The organism is Curtobacterium sp. L6-1 (assembly GCF_018885305.1).
GTDB classification, from domain to species: domain Bacteria; phylum Actinomycetota; class Actinomycetes; order Actinomycetales; family Microbacteriaceae; genus Curtobacterium; species Curtobacterium aetherium.
The window spans coordinates 259,673-273,446 of sequence record NZ_CP076544.1 but is presented as its reverse complement, the minus strand read 5'-3'; the positions used below and the strand labels follow the sequence as shown (position 1 = coordinate 273,446).

General features: G+C 71.9%; 12 protein-coding genes and 1 tRNA gene. 9 read left to right on the top strand and 4 right to left on the bottom strand.

The window, feature by feature from the left end:
- Window positions 1–153 precede the first annotated feature (153 nt).
- The 3 genes from KM842_RS01230 to KM842_RS01220 all read left to right on the top strand — a co-directional run bounded on the left by KM842_RS01230 (window position 154) and on the right by KM842_RS01220 (window position 2,040).
- Window positions 154–597, top strand: a complete 444-nt coding sequence (locus KM842_RS01230) for a MarR family winged helix-turn-helix transcriptional regulator (protein WP_216260161.1) — start codon at window positions 154–156, stop codon at window positions 595–597.
- A gap of 52 nt (window positions 598–649) precedes the next feature.
- Window positions 650–862 (top strand): hypothetical protein, encoded by a 213-nt coding sequence (locus KM842_RS01225; RefSeq protein ID WP_216260160.1) that lies wholly within the window; start codon window positions 650–652, stop codon window positions 860–862.
- Between the two features lie 83 nt (window positions 863–945).
- Window positions 946–2,040, top strand: coding sequence for an alkene reductase (locus tag KM842_RS01220; RefSeq protein WP_216261955.1), 1,095 nt, complete (start codon window positions 946–948; stop codon window positions 2,038–2,040).
- Window positions 2,041–2,173: 133 nt separating this feature from the next.
- Here KM842_RS01220 and KM842_RS01215 read toward each other — a convergent pair whose 3' ends face one another.
- A complete protein-coding gene (locus tag KM842_RS01215) occupies window positions 2,174–2,743 on the bottom strand; it encodes a manganese efflux pump MntP (RefSeq protein WP_216260159.1) in 570 nt (189 codons plus the stop codon).
- Window positions 2,744–3,102: 359 nt separating this feature from the next.
- Here KM842_RS01215 and KM842_RS01210 point away from each other — a divergent pair, with 359 nt between their 5' ends.
- Together KM842_RS01210 and KM842_RS01205 are read left to right on the top strand one after the other, a co-directional pair.
- A complete protein-coding gene (locus KM842_RS01210; protein WP_216258550.1) occupies window positions 3,103–3,783 on the top strand; it encodes an ABC transporter substrate-binding protein in 681 nt (226 codons plus the stop codon).
- 142 nt (window positions 3,784–3,925) lie between these two features.
- Window positions 3,926–4,180 carry a PLDc N-terminal domain-containing protein gene (locus KM842_RS01205; RefSeq protein WP_216260158.1) on the top strand — a complete coding sequence of 85 codons (255 nt, stop codon included), beginning with the start codon at window positions 3,926–3,928 and terminating at the stop codon, window positions 4,178–4,180.
- 281 nt (window positions 4,181–4,461) lie between these two features.
- On the opposite strand, the gene KM842_RS01200 is transcribed toward KM842_RS01205, so the two are convergent.
- The 3 genes from KM842_RS01200 to KM842_RS01190 all read right to left on the bottom strand — a co-directional run bounded on the left by KM842_RS01200 (window position 4,462) and on the right by KM842_RS01190 (window position 6,863).
- A tRNA-Arg gene (locus KM842_RS01200) sits at window positions 4,462–4,534 on the bottom strand.
- Between the two features lie 93 nt (window positions 4,535–4,627).
- Window positions 4,628–5,413 (bottom strand): dienelactone hydrolase family protein, encoded by a 786-nt coding sequence (locus tag KM842_RS01195; RefSeq protein WP_216260157.1) that lies wholly within the window; start codon window positions 5,411–5,413, stop codon window positions 4,628–4,630.
- Between the two features lie 28 nt (window positions 5,414–5,441).
- Window positions 5,442–6,863: a glucose-6-phosphate dehydrogenase gene (locus tag KM842_RS01190; RefSeq protein WP_216260151.1), complete on the bottom strand. Its 1,422-nt coding sequence runs from the start codon at window positions 6,861–6,863 to the stop codon at window positions 5,442–5,444.
- Window positions 6,864–6,966: 103 nt separating this feature from the next.
- On the opposite strand from KM842_RS01190, the gene KM842_RS01185 reads away from it, so the two are divergent.
- The 4 genes from KM842_RS01185 to KM842_RS01170 all read left to right on the top strand — a co-directional run bounded on the left by KM842_RS01185 (window position 6,967) and on the right by KM842_RS01170 (window position 13,712).
- Window positions 6,967–8,184, top strand: a complete 1,218-nt coding sequence (locus tag KM842_RS01185; RefSeq protein WP_367397702.1) for a Gfo/Idh/MocA family protein — start codon at window positions 6,967–6,969, stop codon at window positions 8,182–8,184.
- Window positions 8,181–9,113 carry a sugar phosphate isomerase/epimerase family protein gene (locus KM842_RS01180; protein ID WP_216260150.1) on the top strand — a complete coding sequence of 311 codons (933 nt, stop codon included), beginning with the start codon at window positions 8,181–8,183 and terminating at the stop codon, window positions 9,111–9,113. Before KM842_RS01185 ends, KM842_RS01180 begins: the two co-directional genes overlap by 4 nt.
- Before the next feature lie 72 nt (window positions 9,114–9,185).
- Complete coding sequence (locus KM842_RS01175) at window positions 9,186–11,000, top strand: thiamine pyrophosphate-requiring protein (RefSeq protein ID WP_216260149.1); 1,815 nt, start codon at window positions 9,186–9,188, stop codon at window positions 10,998–11,000.
- 258 nt (window positions 11,001–11,258) lie between these two features.
- Window positions 11,259–13,712, top strand: coding sequence for a bifunctional metallophosphatase/5'-nucleotidase (locus KM842_RS01170; RefSeq protein WP_216260148.1), 2,454 nt, complete (start codon window positions 11,259–11,261; stop codon window positions 13,710–13,712).
- The last annotated feature ends 62 nt before the right edge of the window (window positions 13,713–13,774 follow it).

Below are 13,774 nucleotides of genomic sequence, written 5' to 3'. Positions count from 1 at the left end.
GCAGCAGCGTCACCACCGGGAGGCCCGGTGCCGGTCCACGAGACCGGCACCGGGCCTCCCGTGCGTCACCAGTGCGCCGGCGGCGTCGGCAGCCGCCGGGCCGGTTCCTGCACTCCGGGGGGTCGGTTCGTGCACGAAGGGTACGGTGGGCGCATGCTCCACACCGAGACCGACCCGCTCCTGCTCGACCGGCAGCTCTGCTTCGCCCTCGCCGCGACGAGCCGGAGCATCGTCGGCCTGTACCGGGAGCTGCTCGAGCCGATGGGCCTGACGCACCCGCAGTACCTCGTGATGCTCGCCCTCTGGGAGCGGGACCCGCGGTCGGTCCGCGAGATCGCCGCGGAGCTCCGGCTCGAGTCGGCGACCCTCAGCCCGCTGCTGAAGCGGCTCGAGGCGTCCGGCTACGTCCGACGCACGCGGAGCACCGAGGACGAACGGCAGCTGGCGGTGACCCTGACGACGGCCGGACGCGCCCTCCGCGACCGCGCCGAGACCGTCCCGGTCGCCGTCGCCGACCGGCTGGGGTGGCCGGTCGCACGACTCGAGGCGCTGAAGGACGAGCTGACGGCGCTCCTCGAGGTCGTCGACCACCTCTGACGCACGAGAAAGCGCGTACACTAACGATCAGGGCACGAACGGAAGGACGGCCATGGGACGCTTCGCGCAGTGGTACGAGCGCTGGAACTCGACGCTCATCGACAAGATGGGCCCGTCCCAGATCGGCGCCGGCCACCCCGAGGGCATCGACGACCGCACGATCGACCGCGGCTGCCCGATCTGCCACCAGCCGCTGTCCCTGCACACCGTGATCCGCCCCGAGGGCCAGGTCCGGTCCTCCACGCTGGTCTGCCCGCGTCCCTGACACCCGCCCGGTCCCGCGGCCGGGAACAGCTGCGGTCGATCGAAGTCGGAATGCGCAACACACCCCCGGCGTTCCCCACCCGCGTGAAGCTCTTCGAACCCGCCGCACTCGGCGCCCTCCGACTCAGCAACCGCATCGTCATGGCCCCGCTCACGCGCACCCGCGCCGGCGCCGACGGTGTGCCGAACGACCTGCTCGTCGAGCACTACGCGCAGCGCGCCACGCTCGGCATGATCATCACCGAGGGCACCTGGCCCGTGCAGGAGGGCCGCTCCTACCCCGGCCAGCCCGGCATCGAGACGGACGAGCAGATCGCCGGCTGGCGTCGCGTCGCCGACGCAGTGCACGAGCGTGGCGGCACGATCGTCATGCAGCTCATGCACGGTGGCCGCGTCTCGCACCCGGACATCGCGCAGACCCCGCGCATCGTCGGCCCGAGCGCCGTCGCCGCCCCCGGGCAGACCCACCTGGCCGACGGCTCGAAGGCCGACATGCCGGTGCCGCACGCCCTGACCACCGACGAGGTCGCCGAGGCCGTCCGTGGCTTCGCCCAGGCCGCCCGCAACGCGATCGCCGCCGGCATCGACGGTGTCGAGGTGCACGGCGCGAACGGCTACCTCGTGCACGAGTTCATGTCGAGCAGGTCGAACACCCGCACCGACCAGTACGGCGGCTCGGCCGAGAACCGCGCCCGCTTCGCGATCGAGGTCACCACGGCCGTCGCCGAGGCCGTCGGCGCCGACCGCACGGGCATCCGGCTCTCGCCGGAGCACGGCATCCAGGGTGTCGTCGAGGACGACGCCGACGACGTGCGCGCCGTCTACACCGCGGTCGCCGAGGGCCTGGCGCCGCTCGGCCTCGCCTTCATCGACGTCCTGCACGCCGAGCCGGCCGGCGACCTCGTGCAGCACATCCGCCGCACCGCGGGCGCCCCGTTCGTCGTGAACTCGGGCTTCAGCGCCATGACGACCCGCGACGAGGCGATCATGGTCGTCGACGAGGACGTCGCCGACGCGATCGCCGTGGGCCGTCCCGCCATCGCGAACCCGGACCTCGCCGAGCGCTGGGAACAGGACGCCGAGCTCAACGAGCCGCGCCCGGAGCTCTTCTACGGCCAGTCGGCGGAGGGGTACACCGACTACCCGACGCTGGCCGAGGCGCGCGCGTCGGTCGCCTGACCGGCAACCCCACCTGACGGGAGGCCCGTGGCAGATCCGCCACGGGCCTCCCGTCGTCCCGTGGAGCGGGACAGTGGGCACGGGTCGCCCGCGGCCGTGGCCGTGGCCGTCGCCGTCGCCGTCGCCGTCACACTCAGCCGAGCACGCCGGTGTGCTCGAGGACGATCTGCACGCCGATGAGGACGAGGACCACACCGCCGGCGATCTCGGCCGGCTTGCCGAAGCGCGCACCGACCCGACGCCCGACCGCGACGCCGACGAAGCTCAGGACGGCCGTCGTGACGCCGATGAGCAGGACCGCCCAGCCGATCGAGACCGGCAGGAACGCCAGCGTGATGCCGACCGCGAGGGCATCGATGCTCGTCGCCACCGCGAGCACGAGCAGCTCCCGCACCCGGAGACGGTCGGTGTCCTCGTCCGTGTCCTCGTGCGGGTGGAACGCCTCCCACAGCATCTTGCCGCCGACCAGGGCGAGCAACCCGAAGGCGACCCAGTGGTCGTAGTCGGCGATCGCCCGCGCGAAGGTCGTGCCGAGGAGCCAGCCCACCAGCGGCATGAGCGCCTGGAACGCGCCGAACACGACGGCGATGACCACGGCCTGCCGAGGGGCGAACCGCTTCATGTGCAGGCCCTTGCCCAGGGCGACGGCGAAGGCGTCGGCGGAGACACCGAGCGCGATCAGGAACAGGGCCCAGAAGGACATGGAGTGGTGCCTCTCGAGACGGACGACGGAGACGCCGTCGTCTCGGAACCTGTCGATCCTGCCACGCACCTCGGTACCGCCACGAACGGAAATACCTGGTCAGGAGGATTCGTGGTGCCGAATCCAGCGGTTGGGAGCGTCGTGTGCCACCCCTGATCGAGCGCCCGATTGTCACAGAACGGTAACGACGCCGAACCCGTCCAAACCACTTCGCGGGTGGTGCCGAATCACTGTCACAAGCCGGGAAACACCCGCAGCGCTCACCAGCCGCACGTTGCTGGTTCTCCACCCCGTCACGGGGTGTGTTCGGCGCGCATCCAACGACCGCGCCGAGCGCGAACAAGCAAAGGAACGAAGACATGCGCAAGTCTCTGAAGACCTCGATCACCCTCGCCACGACCGGTGCCCTCGTGCTCGGCGGCGCCGCGTTCGGTGTCACCGCCGCGAACGCGTCGACCCCGGCCGTGCACACCGTCTCGAGCTCCGAGTCGAAGATCCCCGCCCCGGTCGCCTCGGTGCCCGAGGTCCTCGGCGGCGACACGTCCGTCGCGCTCGACAAGGGCTTCACCGACGCCCTGGCCTCGCTGAAGCTGACCCCGGGCGTCTCGGGTGACGGCAAGCTCGAGGACGGCGCCGTGTCGTTCCCGATCACCTCCGGCTCGGTCACGTACTGGAGCCCGGACGGCAACTACCGCCCCTACGTGCAGGGCCTGCTGAACCACGACGACTCCGGCCTGACCCTCAAGGCCGGCGACACCACCGTCACGCTCGAGAACTTCGTCGTGAACCCGGGCTCCTCGAAGCTCTACGGTGACGTCCTCGTCAACGGCAAGGTCGCCGCGCCGAACGCGTACCTGTTCTCGCTGCACGGCGGCACCCTCAAGCCGCTCCAGCTCGAGGGCGACAACGCCATCCTGACCGGCACCACGGTCCACGTCTCCGACGACGCCGCGAAGCTGCTCAACGACACCTTCAAGACCGACGCCGTCAAGGGTGGCCTGCTCGTCGGCACCGCCACCATCACCGCCCAGATCAAGTAACACCCCCCCCCGGCGTCACCAGACGCAGCACCACACGAGAACGCCGTCCCGCACCAGCGGGACGGCGTTCCGTCGTTCTGTGGTTCCACGGCGGGAACGACGTCGGGCCGTTCCCGGAGCACCGCTACACTCCCGATCGAGCGTGATCGAGCGCTCGGACAGGGGGAATGGGATGTTCGGGAACGTCGTGGTCGGATCGCACCTGGTGGTGCTGGTGCTGGTCGTGCTGGTCGACGTCGGCGCGCTCGTACTGCTGTGGCGTGACCGGACCCGCAGTCAGCTGGCGAAGGTGGTCTGGACCGTCGTCGTGCTCGCGCTGCCGCTCGTCGGCGCGTTGGGTTTCCTGGTGAACTGGGCGCTCGGCCGCCTGGCGGATCGGTTGAACCGGGCGCACTGACCGCGGTCTGCGCGTCGACACGGTGCGCGCCTCCCGAGACGGACCGAGCCTCCCGAGACGGACCGAGCCTCTCGAGACGGACTGAGCCTCTCGAGACGCCGCACGACGTCTGGGACGCCGCCGTCTTCCGCAGCGTCTCGCGCCGAGAGCGGCGTCCTGCCCACCAAGCGGCGTGGTACGCGGCGACCGGGGCACGACAGACCGGGTGCGCGCCCGGCAGCACCGATGGAACGACGAAGGCCCCGGAGATGATCTCCGGGGCCTTCGTCGTTCCACTGCTGTGCGCTCGAAGGGACTCGAACCCCCAACCTTCTGATCCGTAGTCAGATGCTCTATCCATTGAGCTACGAGCGCGTGGCCCTTGCGAGCCGTGGAAGACTCTACAACAGCTCCGGTCGCAGCGCCAATCGAGCGCCCCGAGCCCGCCCCTTCGGCGTGTCGCGGGGGTCAGGCGACGACGGGCTCCTCGTCGAAGACCTCGGCGAGGAAGACCTGCAGCGCCTGCCACGAGCGGCGGTCGGCGCGCTCCTGGTACTGCGCGCCGTGGTCCGGCGCGTCGGTACCGGGGACGGCGAACGCGTGCATCGCGTCGGCGTAGGTGACGACCTGCCAGTCGACCTCGGCGGCGCCGCGCATCTCGTCCTGCCAGGCGTGCACGGCCTCGTCCGGGACGACCGGGTCGGCGCCGCCGGTGAGCACGAGCAGCTTCGCGCGGATCTCGTGCGCGTCCGAGGGGTCGTGGGTGATCAGGCCGCCGTGGAAGGAGACGGCACCGGCCAGGTCGGCACCGGTCCGGGCGAGTTCGAGCGCACCCGAGCCGCCGAAGCAGTAGCCCATCACGACGACCTTCGCGGCATCGACGTCGGGGTCCTCGAGCAGGCGGTCGAGCCCGGCGCGCAGGCGCGTGCGGAACAGGGCGTTGTCGCCGTAGAACCGACCCGCGACCTCGGCCGCCGTGTCGTCGCCCGGACGGACCCCGGCGCCGTAGACGTCCGCGCCGAAGGCGACGTAGCCCAGGCGGGCGAGCATCGTCACGCGGGCCTCGACGTGCTCGTTCACGCCGTGCCAGTCGTGGATGACGAGCACCGCGGGACGGGGTCCGGCGACGGCGGTGTCCTTCGCGAGCACGCCCTCGAGGGCTGCTCCGTCGGAGTCGTAGTGCACGGTCTCGACGCGGATGTCGGCGCCGGCGGGTTCGGGGACGGTGGAGAGGACGTCGTCAGTGGTGGTCACGTCACGGCACGTTACGCCGCCGGGGCCGTCACGCGTCGATGTTGTCCCAGCCGTCCGGCCCGCCCGACCCGGCGGCGTACTCGTCCAGCGGCACGTCGCCGTCCCGCCAGGCGGTGAGGAACGGCTCGACGACCTTCCAGCCCTGCACCGCACTGTCCCCGCGGACCGACAGGGTCGCATCGCCCTCGAGCACCCCGGCCAGGACCTCCCCGTAGGCGCTGAGCCGCCCGGGGTTGAACGTCGTCGACAGGGCGGTGTGGTCGATCGTGTACGGGTCGCCGGGACCGTTGACGTTGAGCTCGAGCTGCATCTCGTCGGGTGCGATCCAGATGCAGAGCCGGTCGGGCAGCACGGCGCCGGAGAGGCCGTTCGGCACGTGCGGCGAGTCCTTGAACGTGACGAGGATCTCGCGGCGCTGCTTGCCGAGTGCCTTGCCCGAGCGGAGCGTGAACGGCACGCCGGCCCAGCGCCAGTTCGCGACCTCGAGGGTCAGCTGCGCCAGGGTCTCGGTCTCGAGCGACGGGTCCACCCCGTCCTCGTCGGCGTAGGACGGCATCGGCCGGTCCCCCACCGATCCGGCCGTGTACCGTGCACGCTTGCTCGCCGACACCGCGTCGCCACCCCACGGGCGGACGGCCCGGAGCACGAGTTCCTTCTGCGTGCGCAGGTCGTCGGCGTCGATGGACGCGGGCGCCTCCATGGCGACGACGGCCATCACCTGCAGCAGGTGGCTCTGGATCATGTCCACGAGCGCGCCGGCCTTGTCGTAGTAGCGGGCACGTCCCTCCAGGCCGAGGGTCTCGTCGTAGACGATGTCGACGCGCGCGACGTGCTGCGAGGACAGCAGCGGCTCGATGATGCGGTTCGCGAACCGCAGGCCGAGCAGGTTGAGGACGGTGGACCGCCCCAGGAAGTGGTCGACGCGGTGGATGCGCTCCTCGGGCAGGAACGAGTGCAGCAGGTCGTTGAGGTGCTCGGCGCTCGCGGCGTCGGTACCGAACGGCTTCTCGAGCGCCAGGCGGGTCCGCGCCGGCAGGTCGAGGTGCGCGAGCTGCTCGCAGCTCTTCTCGGTCACGGCCGGCGGCAGGGCGAAGTACACCGCCGGGTCGTGCCGGCAGTCGGCGAGCAGGTTCGTCAGGTCGCCGGCGTCGGTGACGTCGGCCTTGCGGTACGACGAGGCGTCGATGACGGCCTGGAGGCGCGGTGCCAGTTCCGTCTCGCCGGTCGCGCCCTCGTCCTCCTCGTTCTTCGACGCCTGCGCGTTCTCGAACGCCTCGTGCACGAGGTGCTTCCATTCGGCATCCGACAGGTCCTCGACACCGGCGCCGACGAGCTGGACGTCCCAGTCCTCCTTCACCTCGAGGAGGGTCGCGAGGCCCGGCAGCAGGAGGCGCTTGGACAGGTCGCCGCTGGCTCCGAGGATGAGCAGTGTGGTCTGGAGGCTCGCCATGCCCCAGACCGTACTCACCGGTTCCCGAACAGGTCCGGGTCCCGCCGGTACGGTGGTCGCGGTGACGACGCGCGGGAGCGTCGACACGGCGCGAGGGAGCACCATGACGACAGAGGGCACGGTCTACGCACCCGGGACGGACCAGCAGCTGGCCGGTCCACCGCGGGCGGAGCGGGAGCGGGGCGGACGACTCCGGGTCGCCGTGGTCGGTACCGGCATGATCGCCGCCGTGCACGTCCGCGCAGCACGGGCCGCCGGAGCCGACGTGCTCGGTGTCCTCGGCCGCACCCCCGCCCGCTCCGAGCAGGTCGCCGAGCAGCTGGGACTCGACCGCGGGTACGAGGACCTCGACGCGGTGATCGCCGACCGTCCGGACGTCGTGCACGTCTGCACGCCGAACGACCAGCACCACCCGCAGGCCCTCGCGCTCATCCGTGCGGGCATCCACGTGGTGTGCGAGAAGCCGCTCGCGGTGTCCGCCGAGCAGGCCGAGGAGCTCGAGCGGGCCGCTGCCGAGGCGGGTGTCGTCGCGACGGTCCCCTTCGTCTACCGCTACCACCCGATGGTGCGGGAGATCCGCGCGCGCGTCGCCGACGGCGCCCTCGGCCGAGTGCTCGCGGTGCACGGCCACTACCTGCAGGACTGGATGCTCGACTCGGACGCGTCCTCGTGGCGGGTCGACTCCGGCGCGGGCGGGCTCTCGCGGGCGTTCGCCGACATCGGGTCGCACTGGTGCGACCTGGTCGAGTTCGTGACGGGCGAGCCGTTCGCCTCGGTGAGCGCGGCGACGGACATCGTCTACCCGACGCGGCCGGCGGCGTCCGGCCCCTCGTTCTCCGGCGCCCCGGACCCGGACCCGGTCGCGGACGCCGCCGAGCGCGCCGAGGTCACCACCGAGGACACGGCCGTCGCGACGTTCCGCACCGGCACCGGACGGATCGGCAACGTGGTGATCTCGCAGGTGTCCGCGGGTCGCAAGAACCGCCTGTGGTTCGAGGTCGACGGCACCCTCGGGTCGGCCGCCTTCGACCAGGAACAGCCGGAGTCGGCCTGGTTCGGCAACGAGACCGGTGCCCAGATCGTCGTTCGGGACCCGTCGCAAGGCGCTCCGGACCAGCGCCGCCTGGCCGTCGTGCCGTCCGGGCACCCGCAGGGCTACGTCGACGCCTTCGCGGCGTTCGTCGCCGACACCTACACCGCCGTCACGACGGGCACGGCGCCGGAGGGCCTGCCGACCTTCGCGGACGGGGCCCGGTCGGCGCGCATCATCGACGCCGTGGTCGCCAGCGCCGGCGAGCACGCCTGGAGGGAGATCCGATGAAGCTGGGGATGCTGACCGCCTGTCTGCCGGGCTGGGACCTGGACCGCATCGCGACGTTCGCGGCGGCCGAGGGCTACGAGCGGCTCGAGGTCGCCGTGTGGCCGGGGACCGGTGGACGCGACTTCGAGGCCGCGCACCTGCCCGTCGCGACCTTCACCGACGAGGACGCCTCCGCGACCCGCGACCTCCTCGACCGCACCGGCCTCGAGATCAGCGCGCTCGCGTACTACGAGAACAACCTGCACCAGGACCCCGCCCGCCGCGAGGAGGTCCGCGCGCACCTCCGGCACGCGATCGACGCCGCGCAGGTGCTCGGGGTGCCCTACGTCGGCACCTTCATCGGGCGCGACAACACCAAGAGCGTGCGCGAGAACATGGCCGAGGGCGACCGGGTGCTCCCCGAGCTCGTCGACTACGCCGGGGAGCGCGGCGTCAGGCTCATCATCGAGAACTGCGTCATGGAGGGCTGGCACCCCGACGGCTACCCGGGCAACATCGCGTACTCCCCCGAGCTCTGGGAGTGGGTCACCGGGCTCGGCTTCGGCCTGAACTGGGACCCGTCGCACCTGACGTGGATCGGCATCGACCCGGTCGAGACGATCCTGCCGTTCGCGGAGCACATCGTGCACGCGCAGGCGAAGGACGTCGAGCTGTTCCCGGACCGGCGCGACCGGTACGGCTTCTTCGGCAAGGTCGACAAGGGCGACGACCCGTGGGAGATGGGCTGGTGGCGGTTCCGGGTGCCGGGCCGCGGCGTCGTGGACTGGCCGCACGTGGTCGACCGGCTGTACGAGGCGGGCTTCGACGGCACGTTGAGCGTCGAGCACGAGGACCCGCTCTGGAGCGGCGAGGACGTGAAGGTCCTCGAAGGACTCCGGATCGCGCACCGCACGCTGCGGCCGCTCATCGCGGTCGACGAGCGGCCCTAGGCGGCTGGTGGCTCCGGCCGCCGGTGAGCGCGCGCTGGGAGCGCGACGGACCCGGGCGAGCACCATGGGCGGATGAGCCAGAACGTCAGCGAATTCGTCCTCGACCGCATCAAGGCGTGGGGCGTCACCCGCGTGTACGGGTACCCGGGCGACGGGATCGGCGAGTTCGACGGCGCCCTCGGCAAGGCCGACGGGAAGGGCGAGGGCGTCGAGTACGTCCGGCCTACGCACGAGGAGATCGCCGCTCTGATGGCGACGGCGCACGCGAAGTTCACGGGCGAGGTCGGTGTCTGCATCGCCACGTCCAGCCCCGGTGCGTTCCACATGCTCAACGGGTTGTACGACGCGCAGATGGACAACCAGCCGGTCGTCGCGATCGTCGGGCAGCAGGGGCTCGCCGCCGTCGGCACGTTCACGCAGCAGGAATCGAACCTCGAGCGGGTGTTCGCCGACGTGGCCTGCTACGTCGAGACGATCGCCTCGCCGGACGCCGCCGGGGTCGTCATCGACACGGCGTTCCGCACGGCGATGCTCCGTAAGCAGCCCGCGGTCGTGGTCCTCCCGCACGACGTGCAGGCGATGCCGTGGTCGGAGCCGGGCGCCGAGCACTGGGTGTCCCGGTCGAGCCACGTGCCGGCATCCACCCGCATCACCCCGCCGGCCGAGGACGTCCGGAAGATGGCGGAGATCATCAACGCCGGTCGGAAGGTGACCTTCCTGGTCGGGGCCGGTGCCCGCGGTGCCACCGACCAGGTGCTCGCCGCCGCCGAGAAGGCCGGCGCCGGCATCATCACCGCGCTGCGCGGCAAGGACGTCGTCCCCTCCGACGTGCCGTTCCACACGCAGCAGGTCGGACTGCTCGGGTCGCGTCCGAGCCTCACGCAGATCAAGGAGTGCGACACGATCGTCCTCCTCGGCACGAACTACCCCTACGGCGAGTACCTGCCGGCGAGCGGGCAGGCGCGCGGCATCCAGGTCGACATCAAGCCGGAGCAGCTCGGCCTGCGGTACCCGAACGAGCTCAACGTGTGGGGCGACGTCGGCGCGACGCTCGACGCGCTGTTGCCCTTGCTCGAACAGCGGCACGACCTCGCGTGGCAGGAGCAGCTCGCCTCCGAGATGCGCGAGTGGGAGGCCGAGATGCGCCGTCAGGCCGAGGTCTCCTACAGCGACGGGGTCAACCCGCGCCGTGTGGTCCAGGCCGTCAACGACCACCTGCCCGAGGGCGTGACCGTCACGTGCGACGCCGGCACGACCGCCGACTGGTACGGGCACCACATCCGACTCCGCCGCGGCATGCACGGCGACATGTCCGGCCGTCTCGCGACGATGCTCGCCGCGATGCCGTACGCCGTGACCGCGAAGTTCGCCTTCCCGGACCGGCCCGCCGTGTGCACGATCGGCGACGGCGCGTTCCAGATGCTCGGCATGAACGAGCTCATCACCGTGAAGAAGTACATGGACCGGTGGGAGGACAAGCAGCTCGTCGTCGTCGTCATGCACAACGACGACCTCGGGCAGGTCTCGTGGGAGATGCGCACCGAGGACGGCAACCCGATGTGGCGGGGCTCGCAGGACGTCGAGACGATGGACTACGCCGGGTACGCCGAGCTCCTAGGGTTCCAGGGCATCGCGGTGCACGGCGACGACGAGGTCGAGGCTGCCGTGGAGCGTGCGTTCGCCCACCAGGGCGTGACGCTCATCGACGCGTACGTCAGCCGGAGTGTGCCACCGCTGCCGCCGCACATCACGGCCGAGTACGCCGTGAACACGGCGAAGAGCCTGCTGAAGGGCGACCCGGTCGAGCTCGACGTCGTGAAGGACTCGGCCAAGGCGATGGCCGCCGAGGTCGTCGAGCGCGCGAAGGGTGTGCTCGGCCGGGACTGAAGCGGTCACGTCCAGGACGATCGGACGTCCAGGACGGCCGGACGTGCAGGACGGTCGCACGTGCAGGACGGTCGCACGTGCAGGACCCGCCGCGCCGCGGAGCCGATGGGTTCCGCGGCGCGACCGTGTTCCGAGCAGTTGAACAACACGTGACGCCGTCGACGACACCCTGGCGTGTCGCCTGTGCATCCTCCTAGGTTCGGAAGGTCACGTCCCCCGTCCGGGGGCAGAACCACCACACCAGGAGTCCTCACACCGATGAGCCCGTCCCACACCCCCGACCGCACCACGAGGCCCCGGCGCGGCCTCGTCGCCGGCACCGCCCTCGTCACCGCCGGCGTCCTCGTCGCCCTCGGCGCACCCACCGCGAGCGCAGCACCCGCAGCTGGCGCCGGCCCCACGGCCGGCACCAGCCCGGCTGCCGAGGTCGGCTCCGCCGCAGCGGCCGCCGCACCCGCGACCATCGACCTGTACGACGTGAACGACTTCCACGGTCGCATCGCCCGGTCGATCTCGACGACGGACGGCAAGCCCACGCCCCGCGACGGCGACGCGGCCGGTGCCGCCACCCTCGCCGGGGCGCTCCGGCAGCTCCGCGGCGCCGACACCTCGACGTCGGCCTTCGTCAGCGCCGGCGACAACATCGGTGGCTCCACCTTCGAGTCGTTCATCCAGGACGACCAGCCGACGATCGACGTCCTGAACGACATCGACCTCAGCGTGAGCGCGATCGGCAACCACGAGCTCGACAAGGGCCAGGACGACCTCCGCGACCGGGTGATCGGGCCGGACGGCGCCCGCAACGCCGAGTGGGACCACGTCTCCGCGAACATCCTCGACAGTGCGACGGGGAAGCCGGCGTTCGACCCGTACTCGGTCCAGGAGATCAGCGGGAAGCGGGTCGGGTTCATCGGCGCGACGGTCGACCTCGTCGGGCAGGGACTCGTCAGCCCGGACGGCATCACCGGTCTGGAGATGGGCGACATCACCACCGAGGTGAACCGCGTCGCGGACGACCTGACCGACGGCGACGAGGGCAACGGCGAGGCCGACGTGCTCGTGCTCCTCGTCCACGACGGGGCGGAGACCTCCGCGGTCGCCGACCTCGACGACGACTCCGACTTCGCCCGCGCCGTGCACGGTGTGACGCCGAAGGTGTCCGCGATCCTCTCCGCGCACACCCACCAGACCTACGTGCACTCGGTGGTCCCGGACGGCGGCACGCTCGCGCGCCCGGTGATCCAGACCGGGTCGTACGGCTTCAACCTCGGGCACGTGCAGCTCTCGGTCGCGGCCGACGGCACGGTGATGCCGACGGTCGCCGAGAACATCCGTCTCGTCGACGGCACCTTCGCCCCGGACCCGGCGGTGCAAGCCACCGTCGACGCGGCCGTCGCCGAGGCCGACGTCCGCGGGGCGGTCGAGCTCGGCACCGTTGACCGGGACCTGCGCCGTGCCGTGCAGACGAACCGGTCCGAGAACCGGGGCGGCGAGTCGACGCTCGGCAACTTCGTCGCGGAGGTCCAGCGCCAGGCGACGCAGCGTCAGGGGTCGCAGATCGCGTTCATGAACCCGGGCGGTCTCCGCGCGGACGTCGCCGCGGGTGCCGTCACCTACAAGGAGGCGGCGGTCGTCCAGCCGTTCGCCAACACGCTCGTGGTCCTCGACCTCACGGGTGACCAGGTCCGGCAGGCGCTCGAGCAGCAGTGGCAGCCGTCCACCGCGTCCCGTCCGTTCCTCAAGCTCGGCGCCTCCGAGGGCTTCTCGTACACCTACGACCCGCTGGCCCCGGCCGGCGAGCGCATCACCGCGATGACGCTCGACGGGGAGCCGGTCGCGCTCGACGCGACGCTCAAGGTGACGGTGAACTCGTTCCTCGCCGGCGGCGGGGACAACTTCGGCGCCTTCAAGCAGGCCGCGGTGAAGCAGGACAGCGGCAAGGTCGACCTGGAGGCACAGGTCGAGTACTTCGACGCGCACCGGGACGTCACCGTCGCCCGCGACCAGCGCGCCGTCGGCGTCCGCACCACCGCGGAGCCGGAGGGCGGCTTCCAGCCCGGCGACGAGGTGACCGTCGACCTGTCGTCGCTCGTCTTCAGCAGCGACGAGGACCAGGGCGGCACCGTCAGCGTCTCGGCGGGTGGCCAGGAGCTCGCGTCCGGCCCGGTCGACACGACCGTGGTCGACACGACGGACGAGCAGGGCCGCGCCTCGCTGACCTTCACCGTCCCGACGTCGGGCACCGCGGTGCCGGGGACGCCCTCGGTCCCGACGGCCGCCACCCGGGTCGCCGCGACGGCGGAGACCTCGGACGAGCCCCTCGTCGTCGACCTGCCGAACGGGCAGCAGATCACCCTCGCCGTGACCGTGCCGGTCGTCGTCGCCCCCGAGCCCGGCGAGGACCCGGGCACCGAGCCGGTGCCGGGCACCGACCCGACGCCCACGCCGACCGACCCGACGACGCCGGGCCCCGGGACGCCGACCGACCCGGCTGTGCCCGGCGTGGTCGACCCCGGCGCGACGACCCCCGACGACGGCGTGGTCGCGGTGCCGGTCGCCGGGGCCGACGACACGGACGGCGGCTCGCTCGCCTGGACGGGTGCGGAGGTCGCCGGGCCGGCCCTGGCCGCGGTGCTCCTCCTGCTCGCCGGCGTCACCACGCTGGTCCGGACGCGTCGCCGTCGGGAGGCGACGGTCCGAACGGAGCGGTGACGCGCCTCCCGGCACCCTGACGGGCCCGCCCACCCCTCGGTGGGCGGGCCCGTCGCCCGTTC